The following is a 26707-nucleotide window of genomic DNA, read 5'->3' as shown; positions in this document are numbered from 1 at the left end:
GATGCAGCACGGTAAGTACCGGTTCATTCTCGGGTTCTTGGCGATCCCCTTGGCGCTGTACGCCGTCTTCGTCATCTGGCCCTTCGTCCAGTCCATCTACTACTCGTTCACGGACTGGACCGGTCTGAGCCCCGACTTCCAGATGGTCGGCTTCGACAACTACACGAAGATGTTCGAGGACGACATCTTCTGGAAGTCCCTGTGGCACAGCGTGCTGCTGGCGCTTCTGCTGCCGCTGGTGACGCTCGGCCTCGCCCTCTTCTTCGCCTTCATGATCAACGTCGGCGGGCGGCGCCGCCGGGGCGCCGCCATCCAGGGAGTCCGTGGCTCGGGCTTCTACAAGATCGCGTACTTCGTCCCGCAGGTCCTGTCGATCGCCATCGTCGCGATCCTCTTCCAGTTCGCCTTCGACCCCGCCCAGGGCATGATCAACGGCCTGCTCAGGAGCGCCGGTGTCGAGGGCGACTCCCTGCCGAACTGGCTCGGCGACCCCCAGCTCGCGCTCTGGTGCATCGTGGCCGTCCTCGTCTGGTGCACCGTCGGCTTCTTCGTCGTCCTCTTCTCCGCGGGCATGGCCTCGATCCCCCGGGACTTCTACGAGGCCGCCCTGCTCGACGGCGCGAGCCGGATCACCACCTTCTTCCGGATCACCCTGCCGCTGCTCTGGGACACCGTCCAGTCCGGCTGGGTCTACATGGGCATCCTGGCCCTCGGCGCCGAGGCCTTCGCCGTCGTCCACATCATGTCCGTCGGCCCCGGCGGCCCCGACTACGCGACGACGGTCCTGCCGCTGTACGTGTACCAGGCGGCGTTCCGGGACGGCCAGGCGGCCTACGCGACCACCATCGGTGTCGCCCTGCTCGTGGTCACCCTGGCCTTCGCGGCCGTCGTGATGCGGGTGGGCCGGCGCGAGCGGCTGGAGTTCTGAACCAGATGAAGACCACCGACACCCCTCCGGCCGGCCTCGGCAAGACCGGCCTGCCCGCCCAGCGCACCACGGGCGTCCCCGGCGGCGCCGCCAAGGCCAAGGAGAGCAAGAGCGAGGGCACGGTCCTCAACGTCTTCTCCCACGGCATGCTGATCCTGTGGGCCTTCATGGTCGTCCTGCCCCTGGTGTGGGCGGTGATGACCTCCTTCAAGACCGACGCGGACATCTTCAACTCGCCCTGGGCCCTGCCGGACACCCTGCACTTCGAGAACTGGTCGCGGGCCTGGTCCCAGGCGCATATGAGCGACTACTTCCTGAACACCATCGTGGTGGTCGGCGGCTCGCTCGCCGGCACGCTGCTCTTCGGCTCGATGGCGGCGTACGTCCTCGCCCGCTTCGACTTCCCCGGCAACCGCTTCATCTACTACCTGTTCGTCGGCGGCATGAGCTTCCCGGTGATGCTCGCGCTGGTCCCGCTCTTCTACGTGCTGGACAACACCGGGCTGCTCAACACCATCCACGGCCTGATCCTGGTCTACATCGCGTACTCGCTGCCGTTCACCGTCTTCTTCCTGACGGCGTTCTTCCGTACGCTCCCCACCTCGATCGCCGAGGCCGCGATGATCGACGGCGCCTCGCACACCCGGACCTTCTTCCAGGTCATGCTGCCGATGGCCAAGCCGGGCCTGATCAGTGTCGGGATCTTCAACTTCCTCGGGCAGTGGAACCAGTACATGCTGCCGACCGTGCTCAACACCGACCCGGACAAGCGGGTCCTCTCCCAGGGCCTGGTCGAGCTCGCCACCAGCCAGGGGTACAAGGGAGACTGGTCGGGCCTCTTCGCCGGCCTGGTGATGGCGATGCTGCCGGTCCTCGCCGCCTACATCGTCTTCCAGCGGCAGGTGGTGGCGGGCCTCACAGCCGGCGCGCTGAAGTAGCCGCGGCGAAGCCCCGGACACGTACGGGCCCCGGTGAGCACAGCTCACTGGGGCCCTTCGCCGTCCATGCCGTTTTCCGCCCGCCGGTGATCGCTCATCCGAGGCTCCGGTCGCTCAAGGTCTTGACGGGGTCGCACCCCAACGGCTCCCCTTAGAGTTCACATGTTGGAGAAAACGGCAGGAGTGAGTGAGTCGATGGAGACTCCGGGGTCGCAGACATCTCTGCATCGGGCCAATCTCGAGCGGGTCGTACGGGCGGTGCGCATGGCCGGGTCGCTCACCCAGGCCGAGATCGCCAGAGCCACGGGCCTGTCGGCGGCCACCGTCTCCAACATCGTCCGCGAGCTGAAGGACGGCGGAACGGTCGAGGTCACGCCCACCTCGGCGGGCGGCCGCCGGGCCCGGAGCGTCTCGCTCAGCGGGGACGCCGGGATCGTGATCGGGGTCGACTTCGGCCACACCCACCTGCGCGTCGCGGTCGGCAACCTGGCCCATCAGGTGCTGGCCGAGGAGTCCGAGCCGCTCGATGTCGACGCCTCCGCCGCGGAGGGCTTCGACCGGGCGGAACAGCTGGTCAAGCGGCTGATCGGGGCCACCGGCATCGGTCAGGAGAAGGTGATCGGGGTCGGTCTCGGCGTCCCCGGTCCGATCGACGTCTCCTCCGGAACGCTCGGCTCCACCGCGATCCTGCCGGGCTGGAGCGGGATCAATCCCGCCGAGGAGCTCTCCGGCCGGCTCGGCGTGCCGGTGTACGTCGACAACGACGCCAACCTGGGCGCGCTGGGGGAGCTGGTCTGGGGCAGCGGCCGGGGCGTGAAGGACCTGGCGTACATCAAGGTGGCCAGCGGTGTGGGCGCCGGGCTGGTCATCGACGGGCAGATCTACCGGGGCCCGGGGGGCACCGCGGGCGAGATCGGGCACATCACGCTCGACGAGTCCGGGCCGGTCTGCCGCTGCGGAAACCGCGGCTGCCTGGAGACCTTCGCCGCCGCCCGGTACGTACTGCCGCTGCTCCAGCCCAGCCACGGCGCCGACCTCACCATGGAGCGGGTCGTCCAGCTGGCCCGCGAGGGCGACCCGGGCTGCCGCCGGGTGATCGCCGACGTCGGACGGCACGTCGGCAGCGGTGTCGCCAACCTCTGCAACCTGCTCAACCCCAGCCGGGTGGTCCTGGGCGGAGACCTCGCGGAGGCCGGTGAGCTGGTGCTCGGCCCCATCCGGGACTCGGTGTCGCGGTACGCGATCCCCAGCGCCGCGCGGCAGTTGTCGGTGGCGCCCGGTGCACTGGGCGGCCGCGCCGAGGTGTTGGGCGCCCTGGCGCTCGCACTGAGCGAAATGGGTGATTCGACCCTGCTTGAGAGCGCACTTCCGGCGTCGACGCCTGCCTCCAGCCTTGCCTTCACTTAGATAACGAATGGCACCGTTGTCATCTCGTTAAGGATTTACTCCTTGACGGTGTGGGTGCGGCCGAGTTGACTTCCTGCCACCTCGGCCGCAACGACGCGGCCTCGTCAGGGAGGCAACCCCATATGAACGCAGTGACGCGACGCGTCGTCATAGGTACGGCAGCGGTGTCCATGGCCCTCTCCCTCGCCGCGTGCGGCAAGGCGGGCGATGGCGGTGCGAAGACGGGCGCGGAGGGCGGCGGCGGTGACGGCAAGACCATCGGTCTGCTCCTGCCGGAGAACAAGACCACGCGCTACGAGACCTTCGACCGCCCGATCATCGAGGCGAAGATCAAGACGCTCTGCTCGGACTGCACCGTGAAGTACAACAACGCGGCCCAGGACACCGAGACCCAGAAGAAGCAGTTCGACGCGCTCGTCACGCAGGGCGTGAAGGTCATCATCCTCGACGCGGTCGACTACAAGGCGACCAAGTCCTGGGTGCAGCGGGCGGAGGCCGACGGCGTCAAGGTCGTCGCGTACGACCGGCTGGCCGAGGGCCCGATCGCCGCCTACGTCTCCTACGACAACGAGAAGATCGGCCGCCTCCAGGGCGAGGGCCTGGTCAAGGCGCTGGGCGCCGGCGCCAAGGACGCGAACGTCGTCATGATCAACGGCTCGCCGACCGACCCGAACGCCCCGCTGTTCAAGAAGGGCGCCCACAGCGTCCTCGACAAGCAGGTCAAGAAGGTCGTCTACGAGCAGGACATCCCGGACTGGTCGCCGGACGAGGCCAACAAGAAGATGGGTGCCGCCATCGACTCGCTCGGCAAGAGCGGCTTCCAGGGCGTCTACTCCGCCAACGACGGCATGGCCGGCGGCATCATCACCGCCCTGTCCAAGCAGGGCATCAAGGTCCCGGTCGGCGGCCAGGACGCCGAGCTCGCGGGTCTGCAGCGCATCCTCAAGGGCGACCAGGCCTTCACGATCTACAAGCAGATCAAGCCGGAGGCCGAGACCACCGCCGAGATCGCCGTCCGCCTGCTCAAGGGCGAGAAGATCGACGACCTCGCCCCGGTCAAGGTCGACAGCCTCACCGGCGAGTTCAAGGGCATCCCGGCGAAGCTGTACGACGCCCAGATCGTCACCAAGGCCGACATCGCCGGCACGATCATCAAGGACCAGGTCTACAAGGCCGCGGACATCTGCACCGCCGAGTACAAGGCGGCCTGCGAGGCGGCCGGCATCAAGTAGCCGGCCCACCCCGGCGGCCCTCCGTACGGCAGCCGGGTCAGGCGGCGGCGGCTCCTCCCGCCGCCGCTGCCACAGGAGCAACACCCGCTGACGACAAGGCGGTTCGGGCCCAGACCCGGACGGAAGCCTTCTCGTACCGGTCCGGCGGCCCCGCCCCGTTCAACGCCCCGCAAGCGGGGGCGGGGCGCCGGACTTCCTCGCACCCCTCGTGCTCGACAACGCACCACCATCCCCGCCGGTCAGGCGGCGAAGGAGATGATTCACGTGTCCGCTACGCCCGTGCTGGCGTTGCGCGGAGTCTCCAAGCGGTTCGGCGCCGTCCAGGCGCTGACCGACGTAGAGCTGGAGATCCACGCCGGTGAGGTGGTCGCCCTGGTCGGCGACAACGGCGCCGGCAAGTCGACCCTCGTCAAGACCATCTCGGGTGTCCACCCGATCGACGAAGGCTCCATCGAGTGGAACGGCACGCCCGTTCCCATCCACCGTCCCCAGGACTCCCAGGCCCTCGGCGTCGCCACCGTCTACCAGGACCTGGCGCTCTGCGACAACCTGGACGTCGTCGCCAACCTCTTCCTCGGCAGCGAGCTGCGCAGCGCCGCGATCCTGGACGAGATCGCGATGGAGAAGCGCGCCAAGGAGCTCCTGGACACCCTGTCCATCCGCATCCCCAGCGTCCGCATCCCCGTCGCGGCGCTCTCCGGCGGTCAGCGGCAGGTCGTCGCCATCGCCCGCGCGCTGATCGGCGACCCGAAGGTCGTCATCCTGGACGAGCCCACCGCCGCCCTCGGCGTCGAGCAGACCGCTCAGGTGCTCGACCTGGTGGAGCGGCTGCGCGAGCGCGGCCACGGCGTCATCCTCATCAGCCACAACATGGCCGACGTCCGCGCGGTCGCCGACCGGGTCGCGGTGCTGCGCCTGGGCCGTAACAACGGCGTCTTCGACGTGAAGACCACCAGCCACGAAGAGATCATCGCGGCCATCACCGGAGCCACGGACAACGCCGTGACCCGTCGGCAGGCGCGCACGGCCACGAAGGAGGACGCGAAGTGAGCGACCTCGCCAAGAAGACCCCCGAGACCCCCGAGGGTCCGCAGACGCCCGGAACCGCGCTCGGCCCCGGTGACGACACGGCGCCGCCGGCCCCCGAGGCATCCGCCGCGCCCGTCCCGGCCGTCGACCCGCGCCTGCTCATCCGCGAGGAGGGCATCAAGGGCTACTGGACCGAGTTCACCCGCAAGGTCCGCGGCGGAGAGCTCGGCTCCCTGCCCGTCGTCCTGGGCCTGATCGTCATCGCGATCGTCTTCCAGCTCCAGAACAGCAACTTCCTCTCGGCGAGCTCCGTCGCCAACATCGCCGTCTACAGCTCCGGCCTCGGCATCATGGCCGTCGGCATCGTCTTCGTGCTGATCCTCGGCGAGATCGACCTCTCGGTCGGCTCCGTCGCGGGTGTCGGCGCCGCCGTGTGGGCCGTGCTCAACGTCAATCAGGGCATGAACGACTGGCTGGCCATCGGCATCGCCGTCCTCGCCGGAATGGCGCTGGGCATCCTGCACGGCTTCTTCTTCGCCAAGATCGGCGTCCCGGCCTTCGTGGTCACCCTCGCCGGCTTCCTCGGCTGGAGCGGTCTGCAGGACTGGCTCATGGGCGGGGAAGGCTCCATCAACACCCCCTCCGGCAGCGTCGTCGAGAACCTGACCAACTACTTCTTCGAGGACAAGGCCGCCGCCTACGGCCTCGCCCTGGTCGCCGTACTCGCCTACGCCGCCTCGCTGGTCATGGACTCCAGGCGCCGCCGGGCCGCAGCCCTGCCCGCCCGTCCCACCAGCGAGATCGTGCTGCGCACGGCGGTCGTCGCGGTGCTCTGCTTCGTCGTCGCGTACGTCCTGAACGAGCCCGCGGGCGCCCGTGGCCTGCCGCTGGCCCTGGTGCTGTTCCTGGCCGTCCTCGTCGTCGCCGACTTCGTCGCCCGCCGCACCACCTTCGGCCGGCAGGTCTTCGCGGTCGGCGGCAACCCCGAGGCCGCCCGCCGCGCCGGTATCAACGTCGACCGGGTCCGCATCACCGTCTTCGGTCTCTCCGGCCTGCTCGGCGCCTTCGGCGGCCTGTTCATCGCCAGCCTCTCCGGCGGCGCGACCAAGAGCGTCGGCGGCGGCAACACCCTGATGCTGGTGATCGCCGCGGCCGTGATCGGCGGTACGAGCCTCTTCGGCGGCCGGGGCAAGGTCTGGTCGGCCCTCCTGGGAATGATCGTGATTCAGTCGATCCAGCAGGGTCTCAACATGATCGGTATGGCGAACGCCATCCAGTACATGATCACCGGCGCGGTCCTGCTGGCCGCCGTCGTGATCGACTCGGTCTCCCGCCGTACGCAGAAGACCGCTGGTCGCGCCTAGCCCGGCCACTTCGTGCCCGGCGCCGAGAACCGGCGCCGGGCACATTCGCGTCTCCATCCCCGTCACCGGTTCGTCACCCTCGATTCGGCCGGTGGAGTGACGCAGAACGCCCCGCCCGATGACCATCGTCCGGAGCGGAACATTAGACTCGGCAAAATCGACAAGCTCGACCAGCTCAAAGGCAAGGAGGCACGGGTGGCTCTGCTGACCCGTATCAGGGGACCGCGCGATCTGGACCGGCTCTCCCCGGAACAGCTGGACCAGCTGGCCGCGGAGATCCGGACATTTCTCGTGGACGCCGTCTCCAAGACCGGCGGCCACCTGGGACCGAACCTCGGTGTGGTCGAGCTGACGATCGCGCTGCACCGCGTCTTCCACTCCCCGAAGGACAAGGTCCTCTGGGACACCGGCCACCAGTCCTATGTGCACAAGCTGCTCACCGGACGGCAGGACTTCTCCCGGCTCAAGATGAAGGGCGGCCTCTCCGGCTACCCCGCCCGGGCCGAGTCCGAGCACGACATCATCGAGAACTCGCACGCCTCCACCGTGCTCGGCTGGGCCGACGGCCTCGCCAAGGCCAACGAGGTGCTGAAGAAGGACGACCACGTCGTCGCGGTCATCGGTGACGGCGCGCTCACCGGCGGTATGGCCTGGGAGGCGCTGAACAACATCGCCGACGCCAAGGACCGCCCGCTCGTCATCGTCGTCAACGACAACGAGCGCTCCTACGCGCCCACCATCGGCGGCCTCGCCAACCACCTGGCCACCCTGCGCACCACGGACGGCTACGAGCGCTTCCTCGCCCGCGGCAAGGACATCCTGGAGCGCACCCCCGTCGTCGGGAAGCCGCTCTACGAGACCCTGCACGGCGCCAAGAAGGGCCTGAAGGACTTCATCGCCCCGCAGGGCATGTTCGAGGACCTCGGCCTGAAGTACGTCGGCCCCATCGACGGCCACGACATCGAGGCCCTGGAGTCCGCGCTGACGCGTGCCAAGCGCTTCGGCGGGCCGGTCATCGTGCACTGCCTCACCGAGAAGGGCCGCGGCTACCAGCCCGCCCTCCAGGACGAGGCCGACCGCTTCCACGCCGTCGGCAAGATCCACCCCGACACGGGCCTGCCCATCGCCTCCTCCGGCGCCGACTGGACCGGCGTCTTCGCCGACGAGATGGTCAAGCTGGGCGAGGAGCGCGAGGACATCGTGGCGATCACCGCCGCCATGCTCCAGCCGGTCGGCCTCGACAAGTTCGCGAAGGCCTTCCCCGAGCGGGTCTACGACGTCGGCATCGCCGAGCAGCACGGCGCGGTCTCCGCGGCCGGCCTCGCCACCGGCGGCGTCCACCCCGTCTTCGCCGTCTACGCCACCTTCCTCAACCGTGCCTTCGACCAGGTCCTGATGGACGTGGCCCTGCACAAGTGCGGTGTCACCTTCGTGCTCGACCGGGCCGGCATCACCGGCACCGACGGCGCCTCCCACAACGGCATGTGGGACATGTCGATCCTCCAGGTCGTGCCCGGCCTGCGGCTGGCCGCCCCGCGCGACGCCGACCAGGTACGTGCCCAGCTCCGCGAGGCCGTCGAGGTCGACGACGCCCCCACCGTGGTCCGCTTCTCCAAGGGCGCAGTGGGCCCGGCCGTCCCGGCCGTGGGCCGTATCGGCGGGATGGACGTCCTGCGTGAGCCCGGCACCGACCGCCCGGACGTGCTGCTGGTCTCCGTCGGCGCGCTCGCACCGATGTGCCTGGAGATCGCCGGCCTCCTCGACCAGCAGGGCATCTCCACCACCGTCGTCGACCCCCGCTGGGTCAAGCCGGTCGACGAGGCCCTCGCCCCGCTCGCCGACCGCCACCGCGTCGTCGTCACCGTCGAGGACAACAGTCGCGTCGGCGGTGTCGGCTCCGCCGTGGCACAGGCCCTGCGCGACGCGGGCGTCGACGTCCCGCTGCGGGACTTCGGCATCCCGCCGCGCTTCCTCGACCACGCCTCACGCGCCGAGGTCCTCGCCGAGATCGGCCTGACCGCGCCGGACATCGCCCGCCAGGTCACCGGCCTCGTCTCGCGGATCGACGGCCGCTTCGCCGACAGTGCGGGCGGCGCCGGCATCGTCGAGCCCGCCCGCGACTGACCGCCGCCGCCGCGGCGCCCCGCGCATTGGGCCGGACGGACCACCCTCCGGGGTTCCGTCCGGCCCTTTCGTGTGAAACGGTCTCCCTCGGCGGGCGCCGTCCCTCACCCCTTCCGATCATGGGCATACGGCCATGGGTACGGAGGTACGCCGGTGAGCACGGACCAGCAGTCGAACGGCAGCTCGATGTTCCGGACCAAGACGGTGGAACAGTCCATCCGGGACACCGAGGAACCGGAGCACGCACTCAAGAAATCCCTGTCCGCGTGGGATCTGACCGTCTTCGGCGTCGGTGTCATCATCGGCACCGGCATCTTCGTGCTCACCGGCAAGGTGGCCAAGGAGAACGCCGGGCCGGCGACCGCGCTCGCCTTCGTCGCCGCCGGCATCGTCTGCGCGCTGGCGGCGCTGTGCTACGCCGAATTCGCCTCCACCGTGCCGGTCGCCGGATCGGCCTACACCTTCGCCTACGCCTCCATCGGCGAGCTGCCGGCCTGGATCATCGGCTGGGACCTCGTCCTCGAGTTCGCGCTCGGCACGGCCGTCGTCGCGGTCGGCTGGTCCGGCTACGTACGATCCCTGATGGACAACGTCGACTGGCACCTACCCGCGGTGATCCAAGGGCCGGACACGCCCGACGGCGTCTTCGACCTGCTGGCCTTCCTGCTGGTCCTGGTCCTCACGGCGATCCTGGTCGTCGGCATGAAGCTGTCCGCCCGGATCACGGCCCTGGTGGTCGCCATCAAGGTCACCGTCGTCATGATCGTGATCATCGCGGGGCTGTTCTTCGTCGTCGGCGACAACTACTCGCCGTTCATCCCCCCCGCGGTCACCCCCGAGGCCGGCTCCGGCTGGGACGCCCCTCTGGTCCAGCTGATGTTCGGCTACGAGCCCACCAACTTCGGCGTCATGGGCATCTTCACCGCCGCGTCCGTCGTCTTCTTCGCCTTCATCGGCTTCGACGTGGTCGCCACCGCCGCCGAGGAGACCAAGCTGCCGCAGCGCGACATGCCCCGCGGCATCCTGGGCTCCCTCTTCATCTGCACCGTGCTGTACGTCGCCGTCGCCCTCGTCGTGACCGGTATGCAGCACTACACGGAACTGTCGGTCAGCGCCCCGCTCGCCGACGCCTTCAAGTCCGTCGGGCGCCCCTTCTTCGCGGGCGTGATCAGCTTCGGCGCCGCCGTCGGCCTCACCACCGTCTGCCTCATCCTGCTCCTCGGCCAGACCCGGGTGTTCTTCGCCATGAGCCGCGACGGACTGCTGCCGCGCTTCTTCTCCGTCACGCACCCGCGCTTCCGCACCCCCTACCGCCCCACCATCCTGCTCGGCGTGATCATCGCCATCGTGGCGGGCTTCACCAGCATCGACGAGCTCGCGACGCTGGTGAACATCGGCACCCTCTTCGCCTTCGTCGTCGTCGCCGTCGGTGTGATGGTGCTGCGCCGCACCCGGCCCGACCTGCCTCGCGCCTTCCGCACCCCGTGGGTGCCGGTGCTCCCGATCCTGTCCATCGCCGCCTCGGTCTGGCTGATGCTCAACCTGCCGGGCGAGACCTGGTTCCGGTTCGCCGTCTGGATGGCCGCCGGCATCGTCGTGTACTTCCTGTACGGGCGCCGGCACAGCCGCCTCGGCAAGCTCGGCAAGGACGCCATCTTCTGACCCCCCGGGGCCGTCTCAGGCCCGGCGCACCGCGCCCGGCCCCGCACACCGCGCGCCCTGCTCCTCGACCCGCCTCCGCAGCTCCCGGTCGGCCGTGATCACCACACACGGCCGGCCGGCCGCTTCACGGGCCAGCTCCACGATCCGGTCGTCACCGCTGCCGGGCGCCGACTCGACCCGTACCTCCGGAACCGGCGCGACACCGCGCGCCTGGCCCTCGACCACGAGGACCACCTCCACCGGCCCCGGCAGGGCCTCCACCCCCGTCCGCGCGACGGAGACAAGCCGGTCGCGCAGCCGCTCGGCCGCGCCCTTGCGGTCGCGCCACCACCCGTCGGGGACGGACCCCACGACATTGGCGCCGTCGACGATCAGGACCGGTCCGGTCCGCTCAGCCATGCGTCCTGCCCTCGGGTCGGGGGTCCTCCCGACCGATGCCGGGAAGCCTCCCAATGCTATTGTCGCCAGGATTCAAGGGTGTCAGGGAAGGTGGCCGACAGACCATGGCCGTGTGGTCCGCACGTAAATCACAGGGTCGGAAGTCCGAACCGCCGCCGTCCTCCCGCTCCGGCCGGCCGGAGGCCGGTGTTCCGATGGACGCCCCGCTGCCCGCCACCACCAACTGGCTGCTGCGCGGCAAGGACGGCCGGCTCACCGCCTACGCCCCCGTCGAGGGCGGCGTGCTGCGCTGGACGGAGACCACGCCCGGCGGCCCCGAGTGGGCGGCCACGTTCCTTCCGGCGCACGGGCTCGTGCCCTACCTGTCGATCACCCAGAGCCCCGAGGGCTATGTGTACCTGACGGGTCTGCGCCGCCGCCCCGGCGCCGACGGCCAGCTCAACGTCGACATCGTCTACGGGGTGCAGTACCAGAGCGGCCGCCCCATGCGGGACTGGCACGCGCTCGGCACCCCCTACCTGACGCCGCGCAACCGCCACCACGCCGCCAACATCGGCCTGCCCGTCTCGGCCCTCGACTCGGCGGGCGCGCTGCACATCGCGATCCGTAACGCGGGCGGCGGCCTGTGCGCCCGCAGCCAGGCGCCGACCGGCCGCTGGCTGTCCAAGTGGGCCGACCTCAAGGGCTCGAACGTCACCGGCACGGTCGCCGCCACGGTCAACGAGGACGGCAACGTCGACTTCTACGGCCCCACCGGCACCACCGTCCTGCGCTGGAGCCAGCCCAAGCCCGGCGCCGAGTTCGCCCGCGGCGAGGACCAGGCCGCCGAGGTCGCCGACGGCACCTTCACCGCCGTACGCACCGGCAAGGAGAGCGTCACCCGCTTCTGGCGGGACGCCGGCACCGGCGAGGTACGGACCTGGCGGCCCGGCACCGCACCGCGCACGCTGGGCGGAGCGAGCGGCACCGGCCCCGTCTCGCTGCTGCGCACCCCGGTCGACGGGGTCGACTGTGTGCTCCTCGCCCAGCGCGACGCCACCGGCCGCCCGGCCCTGACCGCCTACCCGGCCGAGCGTGAGGAGACCGGCGCCGACTGGTCGCTCACCGGCGACGTCTGCGTCGGCGTGCCCGCCCTCGCGATCGACGCCCGTGGCCGGGTGGTCCTCGCGGCGATCGGTACGGACGGCACGCTGCGCGTCACCCGGCAGAAGGACGAGTCGGGCCTCGCGCTGGACGCCTGGACCCGCGTCTGAGCAAGGCGCGCCCACGACGGACAAACGCCCCGGAACTCCGCTGGAGTTCCGGGGCGTTCGCCTTGGTCGGCGGTGATCAGCCGCCCGTGGCGGGGGACTTCTTCGCCGATGCGGGGATCCGCTCGTCGTTGCGGATCGCCTTCCACAACTGGGTGGCCTGCGGCTCGGCGGCCACCACGCGGTTGGGGTCCTTCTTGTCGTACGCGACCGGCAGCATGATCGTCTCCATGTTCTGCGGGTCGACGCCGTTCATGCTGCGGCCGAAGTCGCTGAGCGCGCTGAGCGAGGCCAGCGAGGAGTCGGTGGTGAGCGCCTTGGTCGCGGAGTTGGCGATCTTGTACGACTTGGCCGGGCTGCCGAGCAGGTCCTGCTTCTTGACCTCGGTCAGCAGGGCCATCAGGAACTTCTGCTGGAGCCCGATCCGGCCGAGGTCGCTGCCGTCGCCGACACCGTGGCGGGTGCGGACGTACTGGAGGGACTGGGTGCCGTCGAGCTTCTGCGTCCCGGCCTCCAGGTTGAGACCGCCGGCGCCGCCCTTGATCGGCTCGTCGATCTTGATCGTGACCCCGCCTATGGCGTCCACCAGTTCCTTGAATCCGGCGAAGTCGATCTCCAGGTAGTGGTCGATCCGCACGCCGGACATCTTCTCGACGGTCTTGACGACGCAGGCCGGGCCGGCTTGCGCGTAGACCGAGTTGAACATCACGCGGTCCTTGGCCGGCATGCTGCCGCCGTCGCGCTCGGTGCACGCGGGCCGGGTGACCAGGGTGTCGCGGGGGATGCTCACCGCGGTGGCCCGGGTCCGGCCCTCGGGTATGTGCACCACCAGCGCGGTGTCCGAACGGGCGCCGCTGACCGAGCCCTTGCCGCCGCCGAGGTCGCCGCTCTCGCCCGCGCGCGAGTCGGAGCCGAGGACCAGGAGGTTCTGGCCGGCCGTGGGCAGCTTCTGCGGACGGTCGTCGCCGAGCGCCTTGTCCAGATCGACACCCTTGATGTTGCTGTCCAGGCTGCTGTACATCCACCACGCGCCACCGCCGGCGGCGAGCACCAGGACCAGCAGGACCAGCAGCACGATGCGCAGCGGGCGGCGCTTGCGGCCGCTGCGGCGCTGAGCGCGCCGGGGCGGCGCGCCGCGCGAACCGGAGGGTTTCACCGCGGTGTTCTGGTCGGTCATGGCTGGTCGAGCCCCTTCCGTCGGGACGCTGTGCGTGGCGTGCGAGAGGAACGGGCGGTGTCGAGGACCGGCCCACCTGTCAGCTTCAGGACGCTGTGAATAATATGCAGATCGCATAGCGCGAGGGGCCTTGGGGGTGGCTGCTTCCCTGTGAACACGCGGTGAAGCGTGTGACAAACTTCGGACACTACGGGAAGACGGGGGAAGACGGAGAGGCGGAATGTGGTCGTGATCCGTGGGAGGAACAGAGGCCGCGGTGCGGACTTCGGCGCGGCCACACACCAGGACGCCGCGACCGACGGACTGCTTCAAGTCCCCTCCGGCCGCTGGCTGTTCACCGGCAGCGACGGGCTCGTCACGGCGTACGCGAGCGGCCCCGAGGGGCTGATCCGCTGGACCGAAACCCCCTCCGGGGCCTTCACCGGCCCCGAGTCGATCGAGGTGCCCCGCTGGGTCGGGCCGCTCACCCTGTCCCGCAGTGGTGAGGGATATGTCCACTTCGCCGGACTTCGCTGGCCGGTGGGCGGCGGCCCCGCCCATGTCGTCGTCAGTGCCCAGTTCCAGAGCGGCCGCGGGCTGATGGACTGGTACGACCTCGGTGTGCCCGCCGCCCCCGGCGTCGAGGGCGAGGACACGGTCGTCTTCGGACCCGTCGTCGTGGTCAATCCGGTCACCGGCGGCGTGCATGTGCTGGTCTCGCTGCGCGCCGGCGGGATCGTACGGCGCGTCCGCAGCGGCGAGGGCCGCTGGGGCCGCTGGAAGAGCGTCACCACCGACCCGTACACGGGTGAGTTCGCGGCGGCCATGCCGGCCGGCGGGTCGCTGGAGGTGCTGGCCGTCGGACGGGCCGGGGTGGACCGCTGGGTGGGCGCGAGCGGCGGCCGCTTCGAACTGAGGGATCGTTTCACCACTCCGATCGCCGACGGCACCCAGACCGCCGTCGAGACCGGCCCCAAGCGCACCACGTACTTCTGGCGTTACCCCGGCGACGACTCCCTGGTCGCCTGGCGCGCCCAGAGCCGCACCTCCCAGGGCGGACTGATGGCCCTCGGCGGCGCGGGTGGCGGCGGCCGGCCCGGCGCCGCCCGCACCACCATCGGCGGCTACGACTGCACCGTCCTCGCGCAGCGCGGCGGCCACGGCGGTGTGGAGGTCAGCGCGTACGTCACCGAGAACGAGGGCTACGGCGCCTGGTGGGCGTCGCTCGGCGAGACCGGACCGGGTTCCTCCGCCCCGCAGGTCGCCGTGGACGGCGCCGGCCGGATCGTGGTCGCCGTCCTCGACAAGGCGGGCGACCTGCTGGTGGCCCGCCAGGACCTCACGCAGGACGGCCTCGCCTTCGGAGGGTGGACCCGGCACGGCGGCGCCGACGCCGGCTCAGTGGGCCCCTGGCAGCGGTAGCCGCTCGGATATCTCCAGACACAGGTCGCCGGCCTGGGTGTAGAAGGGCGTCGCGGCCAGGACGTGCCCGGCCGTCGTCGCCGACGGCGCGAAGACCACCGGCGGCCGGCTCACCACGTCGACCTCCGGCGCCCGCTTGAGGCCGAGCGGCACCTCCTGGGTGACGCCCTCGAAGCTCACCGCCAGCAGCACGTCCCAGACACCGGTCGGCAGCGGCCAGCCGTTGGACATCTGCCGCAGGTTGATCCGGGTCGAGAAACGGCCCATGGCCCGCGGCTTGCCCTTGGAGTTCACCAGCTTCTCGTCCCGCCGAGCCGTGACGGAGAAACGCTCCTCCGCACCGCTCTGCCGGTGCCGCAGCACCACCTTCGTGGCCCGCTCCCGGGTGGTGAGCTGCTCGAAGAAGGCATGACCGTCCAGCAGCAGCAGCGGCCCGTTCCAGCGCAGGCTCGTCAGCTGCTGATTGACCGTCATCTTGTCGGTGATGTCGAAGATCTCGTCCGGCAGCCCGACGGCCGGGTCCCGGAAGAACGGCAGCATCGTGTAGACCCGGCCGTTCTCGACGGTCTTCTTCGGCACCGGGCTCGCCTTGTCCGCCTCGTACGCCACCATCTGCTGGGCCTCGGCGTAACGTCCCGCCGCGATCAGCGCGAGGCGTACGGCCAGCGGCCGCGGCAGCAGCGCGAGCGCGCCGGGGGTGACCTGGCCGCGCAGCACCTCGGAGGCGGCCCACAGCGCCCGCTCCCGCTCGGCGTGGTTGTCCGAGGCCAGCAGCAACGGACCGGTGGCCTTGCCGAGTTCGGCCTCCAGATGGCGCGAGAACAGCAGGTCCTGCTTGGGGCCGGGCGGCACCAGCGACGCGACCAGCGTCATCATCCGGGACGCCAGGGCCACCCGCTGCGAGAGCTGCACAGTGGCCGAGGACGCGCCCTTGATCACGCAAGGCTCGTCGGCGACGACCGAGATGTTGTCGGCGCCGATGTAGGCTGCGGCGGTGAACGCCTGGTCCTCACCGGTCGGCATGTCGGAGGGGAACTCCAGACCGCGCCGGCGCAGCATGCTCGTACGGAACAGCTTGTCGGGCGTGAGCGACCAGTACACGCGCGTGGTGTACAGATCCGCCGACGCCTGCGTCTTGCGGAACATCGACGTCGCCACCGCGTGGCGGCCGGAGCTCTCCAGTTTGCCGAGCACCACGTCGGACTCGTTCGCGTCCGCCGAGGCCACCATCAGCTCCAGCGCCTTCGGCGTGAGCCGGTCCGTGCCGGTCAGGAAGATGACGTAGCGGGCGGTGGCCTGGCTCATGCCCCAGTTACGGGCCTCGGCCGTGGACAGCCCCTGCGGCAGCCGCCCGGCGCGCAGCAGGCCCCCGAGCCGCTGCTGGGCCTCGGCGAGCACGGAGCCGCTGTCGTCGGTCGAACCGTCGTCGACCGCGATGACCTCCATGCGGTCGGTGCCGATCGACTGCTGGAGCAGCGAGTCGAGGCAGGCCGGCAGGGTGCGGGCGTGGTTGCGGACATGCAGGACGACGGTGACGTCGCGGATGTCGCCCGGGTGCACAGGTGCGGACTGGTACATGGGCGGGGCCTATCCGTTCTGCGGGTTCACGGGGGTCCGGGGCCACGGCATCTCGCCGCTGAGGTTGGACCACTGCCACTGCTGGAATTCGGTGGTGAGCTGCTGCTCGGGGAACACCCCGGCCCGGCCGTCCAAGCCGCCGACGTGAACATTCACGGGGGCGGTGATCTTCTTGCCGTCCGGGGTGGCCACCGTGTACTCGAACCGGTCGTAGCCGGTGAAGCCGTGGTGGGGCAGATAGGCCAGCCAGCCGTCGTGGGCGAGCTGCGCGCTGCCGCAGCGGGGCTGGGTCACCGACACCGGGGTGCTGCCCGGCGCCACGGCGGCCAGCACGTTGACCGAGCCCTGCGCGCCGGCCGCGGTGACGATCCGCAGGCCCGGCGCGAACGCCGTACTGATCATCAGCGCGCGGTCCTTCAGGCTGGCGGTGCGCACCAGCTTGCCGGTCTCCCGCTCGGGTACGGCCACCGAGATCTGCGGCCGCAGCCGCGGCTCCTTCTTCGGCTGCTTCACCCGGATCACCATCACACCCGTGCCGGTCTCACCGGGCTCCGCCCGGACCCGGAACCAGCGCTGGCGGGGGAAGTACTCCAGCTGCTGGATCGAGACGATCTCGGCCGTGTCGGCGAAGTACTTCTCCTGCAGGTACGCATAGCCGAAGGGGGCGCCCTCGACGGCGACGGAGAGGCCCAGCTGCACGATGTCGCCCGGGGCGACGCCGCTGAAGGGGGCGACGGAGCTGTAGAGCGCCGCGTGGACGACCCCGGGGGAGTTCTCCTCGGTACCGACGGCCCTGCCGCGGCACATCACGTAGTTCATGCTCCGGCCTTCTGATCGCGGACGGGAGAGACACGGGACTTCGTCCGGTGCTGGAAGGTGGCGTCGTCGAGCCAGCCCATCTCGTCGTAGGAGAAGGTCCGGCGGTCCAGGTCCTTGACCCAGTGCGCGGGGATGATCTGCTGGGTGGCCAGCGCGCGGGCCACGAACCGGGCCACCTCGATGGCGCCCTCCGCCCGCAGGTGCACGTTGTCCGCGTCCTGCACGACCGGCATCAGGGGCTCACCGGGCCGCAGGTAGGTGAACACGTGCTTGGTGTCCTCCGGGCCGAGCTCCTCCCACCACTGCAGGCTCTGCCCGTACACGTCGACCAGGGGCACGTGCTCCTCCTGCGCCAACTGCCGCATCGCCAGCGGGTAGTCGCCGAGGAAGCGGCTGACGTTGCCGTGCCGGTCGATCCGGCGCCGCTCGAACGGCATCATCAGGATCGGGTGGCACTGGGCCTCCCGGGCACCGGTGACGTACGCCCGCAGGTGCTCCATGAAGTCGTCGAACGGCTCGGTGTGGATGCCGGGGTCCGGCTTCCAGTCGATCTGGCCGAAGGCCATGATCAGGTAGTCGCCGGGGGCCATGTTGTCGAGGATCCACTGGAGCCGTCCGCGCTCCCGGAAGCTCTTCGTGCTGGCCCGGCCCCGGGAGCAGTTGACGACTTCCACGTCGTCGGTGAGAAACAGGTCGAGGGCCTGCCCCCAGCCCATCATCGGAAGATGACTGACCGGGCGGGTGACCGTGCCCGAACCGCCGGACAGGAAGATCCTGGTCCGGTGGCCGGAGTGCTCGTGTGGGTAAGTCATGTTTCTCTCTCGACGGACCGGGCCCGCGGTGGGCCTAGAGCTCCTGTATTTCCTGTCGGCTGAGGACCGACGCGATCGCCTGCTCGAAGCCCGAGAGCTCGGCGGACCGGTCGGCGGGGTCCTGCTGGCGTACGTCGACGACATGGCCGGTCATCGGGGCCAGCAGCACGTCCAGCGAGCTGCGGGCCGCCGACTCCGAGCAGAGCCCGGCCCCCTCGGACTCCGGCCGGAAGGCCTGGGTACGCGTCGGCCTCGCCGAGCGCTCCGGGTTCACGCAGTTCACCCGGATGCCGTCCTCGGCCCACTCCTCGGCGAGCGCCTGGGTCAGGTTCACCACGGCCGCCTCGGTCGACGAGTAGAGGCTGTACTCGGCCCGGCCGCGCGTGTAGCTGCTGGAGGTGAAGAGCAGCAGCTGGCCGCCGCTCTCCGCGAGGTACTTGTAGGAGGCGCGGGCGATGTTCACCGGGGCGAGGTAGTTGACCGCGGTCGCCTCCCGGATCGTGTCGTTGTCCGTCTCGTTCAGACGGCCGGTGCGCAGGACCCCCGCGGTGTTGACGACGTAGTCGATCCGGCCGGTCTCCGTGTAGGCGTCGGCCAGCGCGTCCGCGACGTCGTCCGGGTTCTCCACCCGGGTGCCGGTGGTGGCGGAGTCGAGGGCGAACACCCGGGCGCCGTAGCTCCCGGCGAGCCGGGCGATGTCCGCGCCGATGCCCTCCGCGCCGCCGAACACCAGCAGCGTGCGGCCTTCGAGCCCCTCGCGGTAGGCGTTCTCGCCGGACTGGGCCGGGGCGGTGTGCGAGGCGAGCTGGAAGAGCTTGTCGGCGATGAAGACGTCGACCGGCTGGGTGACCTTCATGTTGTACTCGTCGCCCAGGACCACGTGGACCGGGACGTCGGGCAGGTACCGGATGACCACCGAGCAGTCGTCGGTGGCCTCGAAGGCCGGGTCGGCCAGGGCCAGCTCGTACGCCCGGCGGATGGTGGAGAGCCAGAAGCCCTGCGGGGTCTGGCCGCGGCGCAGCCGGGAGCGGTCCGGCACCTCGGTGATGAACTCACCGTCGTCGCCGTGCGTCCGGGTCACGATGATGGTGTCCGAGGACGGGATGGCCACGTCCACGGCCTGGTGGCGCTCCAGCGCCCCGACGCACTCGCTCACCACACGCTGCGAGAGCAGCGGGCGCACGGCGTCGTGGAACAGGACGTTGCAGTCCTCGCCCTCGCCCAGCGACTCGGTGACCGCGCGGATGGCGATGCTGGTGGTCTCGCTGCGGGTCGCGCCGCCCGCCAGCACTTTGGTGACCTTGGTCAGCCCGGCCTTCGCGACGATCTTCTCGGCCTCGGCCGTGTAGTCGGCGGTCATCAGCACGATGACGTCGTCGACGTCGGGGGCGTTCTCGAAGACGCAGAGCGTGTGCTCGAGTATCGACTTGCCTGCGATCTTCAGCAGCTGCTTGGGAATCGCGAGCCCGACCCGCTGCCCGGTGCCACCGGCCAGGACGACGGCACAGGTACGGCGTCGGGATGCACGGCTGGTCAAGGTGTCAGGCCTCCTGGATGAGGGTGTGGAGCGTAAAAGGAGAAGAATCGAAAGGACTTACGCGTTTATGCGTGGCGTCTGCGGGTATTCGGACGTGTCCGGATACTCGATCGGGAAGTCCCGGAGCCCGCGCGCGTAGAGGTCGTTCGCCGCCGCGTTGAACCGGACGACCGACGGCGGATAGTCCGGACCCAGCAGGTATTCCTTCAACTGCTCGCGGTAAGGCGCCATCACGTCCCGGTCGGGGGAGAGCATCGCGTCGATGGCCTCGCTCAGTCCGTTGCACTCGGAGTCCAGGAGGTACGACGCGTACGCGGTGCGCTGCTCGTTGCGGAACTCGTTGTCCGGCAGGCCTTCCAGGTTGAAGATCGCGTACGGCTTCCGGGTCGCCACGAAGTCGGAGACCACGCTGGACATGTCTCCGATGAGCAGGTCCGAGTGGTTGAAGCAGTCGTTGAGCGACGGGATCCGGTCGAGGATCACATGGTGTGCCTCGTCCGGGATGGCGCTCCAGTACAGCGCGCCGGCCTGGTTGCGGCTGCGGCGGATACGGGCGGTGCGCTCGTGCTCGGTGAGGTCCGGGTACGGCGAGCGGACACCGCGCTCGGAGAGGTCGGCGATGCGCTTGTCGATCCGGGCCAGCTTGCGGGCCGCGGACTTGGAGTCCGTCACCTTGCGGCCGAACCGGCGGGCGTTGTCCTCCTGGAGGAGGGTGATGATGCGCCGGTGCGCGGCGGCCGCCGCGGGGGAGCGGGTGCCGGTCAGCGGGTGCGGCTTGTAGATGATGCGCAGCTGCCGCTCGTGCGAGAGCAACGTCTGGATCAGCTTCTCGCCGGCCGGGATGACCGAGGTGTAGCAGGCGTCGTCGGTCCACCCCTCCCAGGTCGGCGCGTAGATGATGGTGGGGATCGGCTGGGCGACCGAGCCGGTCCAGCGGTGCAGCGACATCAGCTGGGGCCGGCCGACCTCGACGATCTGGTTGTGGCTGACGGCGTGCTTGATGCGCTCGTACCGGTCGCGGCCGGCCCGGCCGGCCACCCAGATCTCGTCGAAGACCTTGCTGACGCGGTTGCTGGAGGCGAGCTTGTCGCTGTCGCCGTGGCCGATGAAGACGTGCTTCACCTCGGCGCGCTGCAGCATGTGGACGTTCTTGCCCGCGTTGCCGGGGTAGAGGGTCACGCGCAGCTCGGGCATCTCGACCCGGGCCAGGTACTCGGCCTTGGGTACGCAGATCACCGGCACACCGGTGGCGTCCAGATAGCGCAGCGTCGCCCGCTCGCGCAGCACGATGATGGGCCGCAGATCCAGGGCCTCCAGCGACTCCAGCCACATGTTCACCTGGTACATGAAGTCCCGGGAGACGGCGGCGAAGGTGAAGTACAGCGCGACCTGCGGGCGGTAGTCGGCCAGCTGCTCGTTGAGCTCGTCGATCGCCTCGTCGGCGGTGGGCAGGATCAGGGCGTTACGGGCGCCGGGCAGCAGGACCAGCAGCGCCAGGTAGGCCACCGAGACGGCGATGATGCCGCCGAAGGTGACATAGCGCCAGTTGTCCGTGGCCATCGTGCCGATCGCGCCCGCCACCAGCGGCACGTCCAGGTGGAGCGTCTTGCGGACGTGCTTGTTCATCAGGAACGGGTGCGGCATACGCCGGATGCCCAGCGACTCCAGGTCCAGCGCCCGGGTGGTGTACGGCAGATCCTGGCGCTTCTTGCGCACATGCTTCAGCACGGCGCCGTAGGCGAGTTGGAGCACGAACAGCAGCAGCAGGCCGACCGAGGTGATCTGCACCACGAACGAGTCGATGTCCGCTATGGACCCGCACAGGGCAAGCAGCAGGAACTGGCGTATGAGGAAGCGGATGGTCAGACCGAAGCGCGAGTCCCGCAGCCGGTCCAGCGTCGCGGACTGGGTGGAGTGCAGCATCAGGTCCGCGAGATAGCTGACCGCCGCCGACACGGCGAAGATCTTCAGGGAGGCCATCACCACCGCGGCCATCATGCCCACGAAGCTCAGCACCAGCGCGCTGGAGATGACGATCCCCAGGAAGGCCTGACGGTGTTGCTTGCCCATGGCCGGTGAGGCCCTCCTTCGACGCTGCTACGTGCCGTGCGTGACTGTGCTGCCGGGAATTCGTGATGCACGTCACGTCACGCCAAAGCGCGCCACGGTGGGGCGTGACAGCAGGATCGTGTGGAACTTGTGAAGTGCCCGCCGCAGTATATGCATTCGGAAGACCCGGGGTGAACTGCGAAAGGTTATACCGTAAACGCACCCCGGATGGTTGCGGAACTGTTGTCGGCGGATGTCTGTGACGTTACCTTCCGGTCTGCGGAATTGTGCCGGAGGGTCACGGACCAGTCACGGAGCGTGCATGGTCAGGGGGCGAAGCCGTAGAGCGCGATGTTCCGGCGGCCGGGCGATTTGACCGAGAATCCTATACAGAGCAAGGGCTCCGGCGAGGTACGGACGGCAATGCCCTCGGGCTCCCGGAAGCGGAGCGTCGGATCGACCGTGACATGTTCGCGACCCGCTGCATTTCCGGTCCGCAGATCGATCGCGGAGACGAAAGTATTTCCCCCGGAAGAGCGCGGATTCCGCCCGCCCGGCTTGCTGTACGGATTTCCGGTGAGCTGGTAGATGAAATCCCCGTGCAATGCGCAGCCCTGAAAGGTCTCGCCCTCCAGAATGGCGGAATTCCGGACCGAGTGGAGCGGCTCGTAATTCCCGTCCAGGAAATCCTTCATCCGGTGCACCGAATAGCGGTGCTCGTCGCCGGTCCAGAAACTGACCAGGACCCGGCGGGTGGCCATGTCCACCGCCGGATGCACCCTGGTCGCCCCCTCGGGCGCGGGACGGTGGTGCTCGACCGCGTCCGCCGAACTGTCCAGGACGGCCCCGTCACGGAACCGGACGCGGGCCACCGACCGCCCGTACCCCGTCCGCGAACTGGCCTGCGACTCCACCCACAGCCGGGCCTTCGTACCGTCGGGCTCCACGCCGATCGAGATGCCGTGACCGAAGCCGCGCAGATACATCGTGCCGAGCTGCTCACCGGAGCGGGAGAACTTGGTCACGCACATGTCCCCGGCCCGCTTGCGCGCCTGGGCGTCCAGCGCCTCGTCCTCGCCGCGCAGCTGAAGACCGCCCTGGGCGAGCTGCGCCACGTACACATGACGGTTCACGTCGTCGAAGGCGAGCGACTGCGGTCCCGTCACGTCGTTCAGCGGCGTCGGCGGCCACACCTGCGTGCCGGTGGAGATGTCGAAGACACCGGCCATCTCAGGGTCTCTGTGGTCGCCTCCGCGCCCGTCGTCGCCGCCTCCGCGCTCGGCGGTCTCCTTGTCCGCCCACAGCGCCATGCCCGCCGCGCCGCCCAGACCCAGCGCGGCGGCCGCGGCCCCACCGGTGACAAGGAGGGTCCTGCGGCTGAAACGAGGTGGTGGGTTCGCCATGGCCGGTCTGGAGCCGCCGTTCTGCCGGGCGGGCAGGAGGCCCGCTCAAGTGGACAAGATCCGCCATTCTGCCATCCGGCCGCCGGCGGCCGGAAAAGCGGGTGCCCGCCTCCACGAGGTGGAGGCGGGCACCGGCGCGGTACGTACTACGCGGGGACGCTCGCCACGCCCTGCGGCAGGAACCGCTTGCCGTTGACGCGCTCGGAGACACCCTCGCGGTCCAGGTACGGCGTGATGCCGCCCAGGTGGAAGGGCCAGCCCGCGCCCGTGATCAGGCAGAGGTCGATGTCCTGCGCCTCGGCGACGACACCCTCCTCCAGCATCAGGCCGATCTCCTGCGCCACCGCGTCCAGGACGCGGTCGCGGACCTGCTCCTCGGTCAGGACGCTGTCGCCCTGCTTGAGGAGAGCGGCGACCTCCGGGTCCAGCTCCGGCTTGCCGGAGTCGTAGACGTAGAAGCCGCGCTTGCCGGCCTCGACGACCGCCTTCAGGTTCGGGGAGACCGTGAAGCGGTCCGGGAAGGCGCGGTTGAGCGTCTCGGAGACGTGCAGACCGATCGCCGGGCCGACGAGCTCCAGCAGGACCAGCGGGGACATCGGCAGACCCAGCGGCTCGATGGCCTTCTCCGCCGTGGCCACCGGGGTGCCCTCGTCGATGACGTTCTGGATCTCGCCCATGAAGCGGGTCAGGATGCGGTTCACCACGAACGCCGGGGCGTCCTTCGTGAGCACCGCGGTCTTCTTCAGCTTCTTCGCCACGCCGAACGCGGTGGCGAGGGAGGCGTCGTCGGTCTTCTCACCGCGGACGATCTCCAGCAGCGGGAGGACGGCGACCGGGTTGAAGAAGTGGAAGCCGACCACACGCTCCGGGTGCTGGAGCTTGGAGGCCATCTCGCTGACGGAGAGCGAGGAGGTGTTGGTGGCGAGGATGGCGTGCGCCGGAGCGACCGCCTCGACCTCCGCGAACACCTTCTGCTTGACCGTCATCTCCTCGAACACGGCCTCGATGATGAAGTCCGCGTCCGCGAAGCCCTCGGCCTTGTCCAGGACACCGGTGACCAGGGCCTTGAGGCGGTTGGCCTTGTCCTGGTTGATCCGGCCCTTGCCGAGCAGCTTGTCGATCTCGCCGTGGACGTAGCCCACACCCTTGTCGACCCGCTCCTGGTCGATGTCGGTCAGCACGACCGGCACCTCCAGGCGGCGCAGGAACAGCAGCGCGAGCTGCGAGGCCATCAGACCGGCGCCGACGACACCGACCTTGGAGACCGGACGGGCCAGCGACTTGTCCGGGGCACCGGCCGGGCGCTTGCCACGCTTCTGGACCAGGTTGAAGGCGTAGATGCCGGAGCGCAGCTCGCCACCCATGATCAGGTCGGCCAGCGCGGTGTCCTCGGCGTCGAAGCCCTTCTGCAGGTCGCCGTCCTTGGCCGCCTCGATGATGTCCAGGGCGCGGTACGCGGCCGGAGCCGCGCCGTGCACCTTGGAGTCGGCGATGAACCGGCCCTTGGCGACGGCCTGGTCCCAGGCCTCGCCGCGGTCGATCTCGGGACGCTCGACGGTCACGGAGCCGTTGAGGACCGACGCCGTCCAGATGAGCGACTGCTCCAGGAAGTCCGCGCCCTCGAAGATCGCGTCGGCGATGCCGAGCTCGAAGACCTGCGCGCCCTTGAGCTGGCGGTTCTGGTTGAGCGAGTTCTCGATGATGACCGAGACGGCCTTGTCGGCACCGATCAGGTTCGGCAGGATCGTGCAGCCGCCCCAGCCGGGGACCAGACCGAGGAAGACCTCGGGCAGCGAGAACGCCGGCAGCGCCTTGGAGACGGTGCGGTAGGTGCAGTGCAGACCGACCTCGACACCGCCACCCATCGCCGCGCCGTTGTAGTACGCGAAGGTCGGCACGGCGAGCGACGACAGCCGCTTGAAGACGTCGTGACCGCCCTTGCCGATGGCCAGCGCGTCGGAGTGCTGCTTCAGCAGCTCGACACCCTTGAGGTCGGCGCCGACCGCGAAGATGAACGGCTTGCCGGTGATACCGACACCGACGATCGCGCCCTCGGCGGCCTCCTTCTCGACCTGGTCGATGGCGGCGTTCAGGTTCGCCAGCGACTGGGGGCCGAAGGTGGTCGGCTTGGTGTGGTCGAAGCCGTTGTCCAGGGTGATCAGCGCGAACCGGCCCGCACCCGCGGGCAGCTCGAAGTGACGTACGTGGGCGCTCGTGACGACCTCGTCCGGGAACAGCTCGGCCGCGCCCTTCAGCAGCTCAGCGGTGGTGCTCACTTGTTGCCTCCGGCGTCCTTGTGGTGCGGGTTCTCCCAGATGACCGTCGCGCCCATGCCGAAGCCGACGCACATGGTGGTCAGGCCGTAGCGGACCTCGGGCTGGTCCTCGAACTGGCGGGCCAGCTGCGTCATCAGACGGACACCGGAGGAGGCCAGCGGGTGGCCGAAGGCGATGGCGCCGCCGTACTGGTTGACGCGGGCGTCGTCGTCGGCGATGCCGTAGTGCTCAAGGAAGGCGAGCACCTGGACGGCGAAGGCCTCGTTGATCTCGAACAGGCCGATGTCGGAGATCGACAGACCGGCCTGGGCCAGGGCCTTCTCGGTCGCCGGGATCGGGCCGTAGCCCATGACCTCGGGCTCCACGCCGGCGAAGGCGTAGGAGACCAGGCGCATCTTGACCGGGAGGTTGTTCTCCCGGGCGAAGTCCTCGGAGGCGATCAGCGAGGCGGTGGCGCCGTCGTTGAGACCGGCGGCGTTGCCCGCGGTGACGCGGCCGTGCACACGGAACGGCGTCTTCAGGCCGGACAGGTTCTCCAGCGTGGTGCCCGGACGCATCGGCTCGTCGGCGGTGACCAGGCCCCAGCCGGTCTCACCGGCCTCCGGGCTGGTGCGGCGCACCGAGATCGGCACCAGGTCCTGCTGGATCTTGCCGTCGGCGTACGCCTTGGCGGCCTTCTCCTGCGAGCGCACGGCGTACTCGTCGGTGCGCTGCTTGGTGATGGTCGGGTAGCGGTCGTGGAGGTTCTCCGCCGTCATACCCATGAAGAGGGCGGACTCGTCGACCAGCTTCTCCGAGACGAACCGCGGGTTCGGGTCGACGCCCTCACCCATGGGGTGGCGGCCCATGTGCTCGACACCGCCGGCGATGGCGATGTCGTACGCACCGAAGGCCACGCTGCCCGCGACGGAGGTGACGGCGGTCAGCGCGCCGGCGCACATCCGGTCGATGGAGTAGCCCGGCACGGACTGCGGCAGACCCGCGAGGATGCCCGCGGTGCGGCCGAGGGTCAGACCCTGGTCGCCGATCTGCGTGGTGGCGGCGATGGCGACCTCGTCGATCTTCTTCGGGTCGAGGTCCGGGTTGCGGCGCAGCAGCTCCCGGATCGCCTTCACGACGAGATCGTCGGCGCGGGTCTCGTGGTAGATGCCCTTCGGGCCCGCCTTGCCGAACGGGGTGCGGACGCCGTCGACGAAGACGACGTCCCTGACGGTACGAGGCACGATGGCTCTCCTCCAGGGTGCGGGGTGGCACTGCTGCGGGCGCACGGCTAAGCGTGCGCTTGCTGGCCCCCATGCTACTTGCGGGTAACCATGCTGCCC

The 26707-nt window shown here is 69.8% G+C and carries 20 protein-coding genes; 10 read left to right on the top strand and 10 right to left on the bottom strand.

Going from position 1 to position 26707, the window contains the following annotated elements:
- Position 1: 1 nt before the first annotated feature.
- The 8 genes from IEZ01_RS04745 (at position 2) to IEZ01_RS04710 (ending at position 10684) form a co-directional block, all read left to right on the top strand.
- Entirely contained in the window at positions 2 to 928 is a 927-nt protein-coding gene (locus IEZ01_RS04745) for a carbohydrate ABC transporter permease (RefSeq protein WP_019890156.1), read from the top strand.
- Positions 929 to 933: 5 nt separating this feature from the next.
- Positions 934 to 1866, top strand: coding sequence for a carbohydrate ABC transporter permease (locus tag IEZ01_RS04740; RefSeq protein ID WP_019890157.1), 933 nt, complete (start codon positions 934 to 936; stop codon positions 1864 to 1866).
- Between the two features lie 195 nt (positions 1867 to 2061).
- Positions 2062 to 3273 carry an ROK family transcriptional regulator gene (locus tag IEZ01_RS04735; RefSeq protein WP_019890158.1) on the top strand — a complete coding sequence of 404 codons (1212 nt, stop codon included), beginning with the start codon at positions 2062 to 2064 and terminating at the stop codon, positions 3271 to 3273.
- Positions 3274 to 3395: 122 nt separating this feature from the next.
- Positions 3396 to 4505, top strand: a complete 1110-nt coding sequence (locus IEZ01_RS04730) for a substrate-binding domain-containing protein (protein ID WP_028798095.1) — start codon at positions 3396 to 3398, stop codon at positions 4503 to 4505.
- Positions 4506 to 4760: 255 nt separating this feature from the next.
- Complete coding sequence (locus IEZ01_RS04725; protein WP_040875210.1) at positions 4761 to 5555, top strand: ATP-binding cassette domain-containing protein; 795 nt, start codon at positions 4761 to 4763, stop codon at positions 5553 to 5555.
- Complete coding sequence (locus IEZ01_RS04720) at positions 5552 to 6898, top strand: sugar ABC transporter permease (protein ID WP_019890161.1); 1347 nt, start codon at positions 5552 to 5554, stop codon at positions 6896 to 6898. Before IEZ01_RS04725 ends, IEZ01_RS04720 begins: the two co-directional genes overlap by 4 nt.
- A gap of 195 nt (positions 6899 to 7093) precedes the next feature.
- Positions 7094 to 9022: a 1-deoxy-D-xylulose-5-phosphate synthase gene (gene dxs, locus IEZ01_RS04715; protein WP_019890162.1), complete on the top strand. Its 1929-nt coding sequence runs from the start codon at positions 7094 to 7096 to the stop codon at positions 9020 to 9022.
- Positions 9023 to 9208: 186 nt separating this feature from the next.
- Positions 9209 to 10684 (top strand): amino acid permease, encoded by a 1476-nt coding sequence (locus IEZ01_RS04710; protein WP_040875710.1) that lies wholly within the window; start codon positions 9209 to 9211, stop codon positions 10682 to 10684.
- A gap of 15 nt (positions 10685 to 10699) precedes the next feature.
- On the opposite strand, the gene IEZ01_RS04705 is transcribed toward IEZ01_RS04710, so the two are convergent.
- Positions 10700 to 11083, bottom strand: a complete 384-nt coding sequence (locus tag IEZ01_RS04705) for a PIN domain-containing protein (RefSeq protein ID WP_019890164.1) — start codon at positions 11081 to 11083, stop codon at positions 10700 to 10702.
- A 194-nt stretch (positions 11084 to 11277) separates the two neighbouring features.
- Between IEZ01_RS04705 and IEZ01_RS04700 the strand changes: the two genes are divergently transcribed.
- On the top strand, positions 11278 to 12336 hold the full coding sequence (locus IEZ01_RS04700; protein ID WP_019890165.1) for a PLL family lectin: 1059 nt from the start codon (positions 11278 to 11280) through the stop codon (positions 12334 to 12336).
- A gap of 76 nt (positions 12337 to 12412) precedes the next feature.
- Here the strand turns inward: IEZ01_RS04700 and IEZ01_RS04695 are convergent, their stop codons facing one another.
- Positions 12413 to 13510: an LCP family protein gene (locus tag IEZ01_RS04695; protein WP_189200030.1), complete on the bottom strand. Its 1098-nt coding sequence runs from the start codon at positions 13508 to 13510 to the stop codon at positions 12413 to 12415.
- A 228-nt stretch (positions 13511 to 13738) separates the two neighbouring features.
- Between IEZ01_RS04695 and IEZ01_RS04690 the strand changes: the two genes are divergently transcribed.
- Positions 13739 to 14911: a hypothetical protein gene (locus IEZ01_RS04690; protein WP_158685718.1), complete on the top strand. Its 1173-nt coding sequence runs from the start codon at positions 13739 to 13741 to the stop codon at positions 14909 to 14911.
- On the opposite strand, the gene IEZ01_RS04685 is transcribed toward IEZ01_RS04690, so the two are convergent.
- From IEZ01_RS04685 to IEZ01_RS04650, 8 genes are all read right to left on the bottom strand, one after another.
- A complete protein-coding gene (locus IEZ01_RS04685) occupies positions 14888 to 16489 on the bottom strand; it encodes a glycosyltransferase family 2 protein (RefSeq protein ID WP_019890168.1) in 1602 nt (533 codons plus the stop codon). The genes IEZ01_RS04690 and IEZ01_RS04685 overlap by 24 nt on opposite strands.
- Positions 16490 to 16498: 9 nt before the next feature.
- Positions 16499 to 17308 (bottom strand): Ig-like domain-containing protein, encoded by an 810-nt coding sequence (locus IEZ01_RS04680; protein WP_019890169.1) that lies wholly within the window; start codon positions 17306 to 17308, stop codon positions 16499 to 16501.
- Positions 17305 to 18120, bottom strand: a complete 816-nt coding sequence (locus IEZ01_RS04675; protein WP_019890170.1) for a rhamnogalacturonan acetylesterase — start codon at positions 18118 to 18120, stop codon at positions 17305 to 17307. The genes IEZ01_RS04680 and IEZ01_RS04675 overlap by 4 nt, the downstream gene beginning before the upstream one ends.
- 34 nt (positions 18121 to 18154) lie before the next feature.
- A complete protein-coding gene (locus IEZ01_RS04670) occupies positions 18155 to 19657 on the bottom strand; it encodes a bifunctional cytidylyltransferase/SDR family oxidoreductase (RefSeq protein ID WP_189200029.1) in 1503 nt (500 codons plus the stop codon).
- 57 nt (positions 19658 to 19714) lie between these two features.
- Positions 19715 to 21727 carry a hypothetical protein gene (locus tag IEZ01_RS04665; RefSeq protein ID WP_189200028.1) on the bottom strand — a complete coding sequence of 671 codons (2013 nt, stop codon included), beginning with the start codon at positions 21725 to 21727 and terminating at the stop codon, positions 19715 to 19717.
- A 305-nt stretch (positions 21728 to 22032) separates the two neighbouring features.
- The gene (locus tag IEZ01_RS04660) at positions 22033 to 22935 is read right to left on the bottom strand and encodes a phage baseplate protein (protein WP_373287566.1); all 903 of its coding nucleotides are present in this window, start codon (positions 22933 to 22935) and stop codon (positions 22033 to 22035) included.
- A gap of 320 nt (positions 22936 to 23255) precedes the next feature.
- The gene (locus IEZ01_RS04655; protein WP_019890174.1) at positions 23256 to 25385 is read right to left on the bottom strand and encodes a 3-hydroxyacyl-CoA dehydrogenase NAD-binding domain-containing protein; all 2130 of its coding nucleotides are present in this window, start codon (positions 25383 to 25385) and stop codon (positions 23256 to 23258) included.
- Complete coding sequence (locus tag IEZ01_RS04650; protein WP_019890175.1) at positions 25382 to 26608, bottom strand: thiolase family protein; 1227 nt, start codon at positions 26606 to 26608, stop codon at positions 25382 to 25384. Before IEZ01_RS04650 ends, IEZ01_RS04655 begins: the two co-directional genes overlap by 4 nt.
- Positions 26609 to 26707: the final 99 nt, after the last annotated feature.

This window comes from Streptomyces purpureus (assembly GCF_014648195.1).
Classification (GTDB): domain Bacteria; phylum Actinomycetota; class Actinomycetes; order Streptomycetales; family Streptomycetaceae; genus Streptomyces; species Streptomyces purpureus.
The sequence above is the reverse complement of the archived record's forward strand: the minus strand, read 5'-3'. Positions and strand labels throughout refer to the sequence as shown.

Bases quoted from the DNA above. Each gene is read 5' to 3' on its own strand.
- IEZ01_RS04710 (WP_040875710.1), top strand. From the start codon at position 9,209: ATGTTCCGGACCAAGACGGTGGAACAGTCCATCCGGGACACCGAGGAA.
- IEZ01_RS04705 (WP_019890164.1), bottom strand. From the start codon at position 11,083: ATGGCTGAGCGGACCGGACCGGTCCTGATCGTCGACGGCGCCAATGTC.
- IEZ01_RS04695 (WP_189200030.1), bottom strand. From the start codon at position 13,510: ATGACCGACCAGAACACCGCGGTGAAACCCTCCGGTTCGCGCGGCGCG.
- IEZ01_RS04730 (WP_028798095.1), top strand. From the start codon at position 3,396: ATGAACGCAGTGACGCGACGCGTCGTCATAGGTACGGCAGCGGTGTCC.
- IEZ01_RS04680 (WP_019890169.1), bottom strand. From the start codon at position 17,308: ATGAACTACGTGATGTGCCGCGGCAGGGCCGTCGGTACCGAGGAGAAC.
- IEZ01_RS04665 (WP_189200028.1), bottom strand. From the start codon at position 21,727: ATGGGCAAGCAACACCGTCAGGCCTTCCTGGGGATCGTCATCTCCAGC.
- IEZ01_RS04685 (WP_019890168.1), bottom strand. From the start codon at position 16,489: ATGTACCAGTCCGCACCTGTGCACCCGGGCGACATCCGCGACGTCACC.
- IEZ01_RS04740 (WP_019890157.1), top strand. From the start codon at position 934: ATGAAGACCACCGACACCCCTCCGGCCGGCCTCGGCAAGACCGGCCTG.
- IEZ01_RS04660 (WP_373287566.1), bottom strand. From the start codon at position 22,935: ATGGCCGGTGTCTTCGACATCTCCACCGGCACGCAGGTGTGGCCGCCG.
- IEZ01_RS04745 (WP_019890156.1), top strand. From the start codon at position 2: ATGCAGCACGGTAAGTACCGGTTCATTCTCGGGTTCTTGGCGATCCCC.
- IEZ01_RS04735 (WP_019890158.1), top strand. From the start codon at position 2,062: ATGGAGACTCCGGGGTCGCAGACATCTCTGCATCGGGCCAATCTCGAG.
- IEZ01_RS04725 (WP_040875210.1), top strand. From the start codon at position 4,761: ATGATTCACGTGTCCGCTACGCCCGTGCTGGCGTTGCGCGGAGTCTCC.
- IEZ01_RS04675 (WP_019890170.1), bottom strand. From the start codon at position 18,120: ATGACTTACCCACACGAGCACTCCGGCCACCGGACCAGGATCTTCCTG.
- IEZ01_RS04700 (WP_019890165.1), top strand. From the start codon at position 11,278: ATGGACGCCCCGCTGCCCGCCACCACCAACTGGCTGCTGCGCGGCAAG.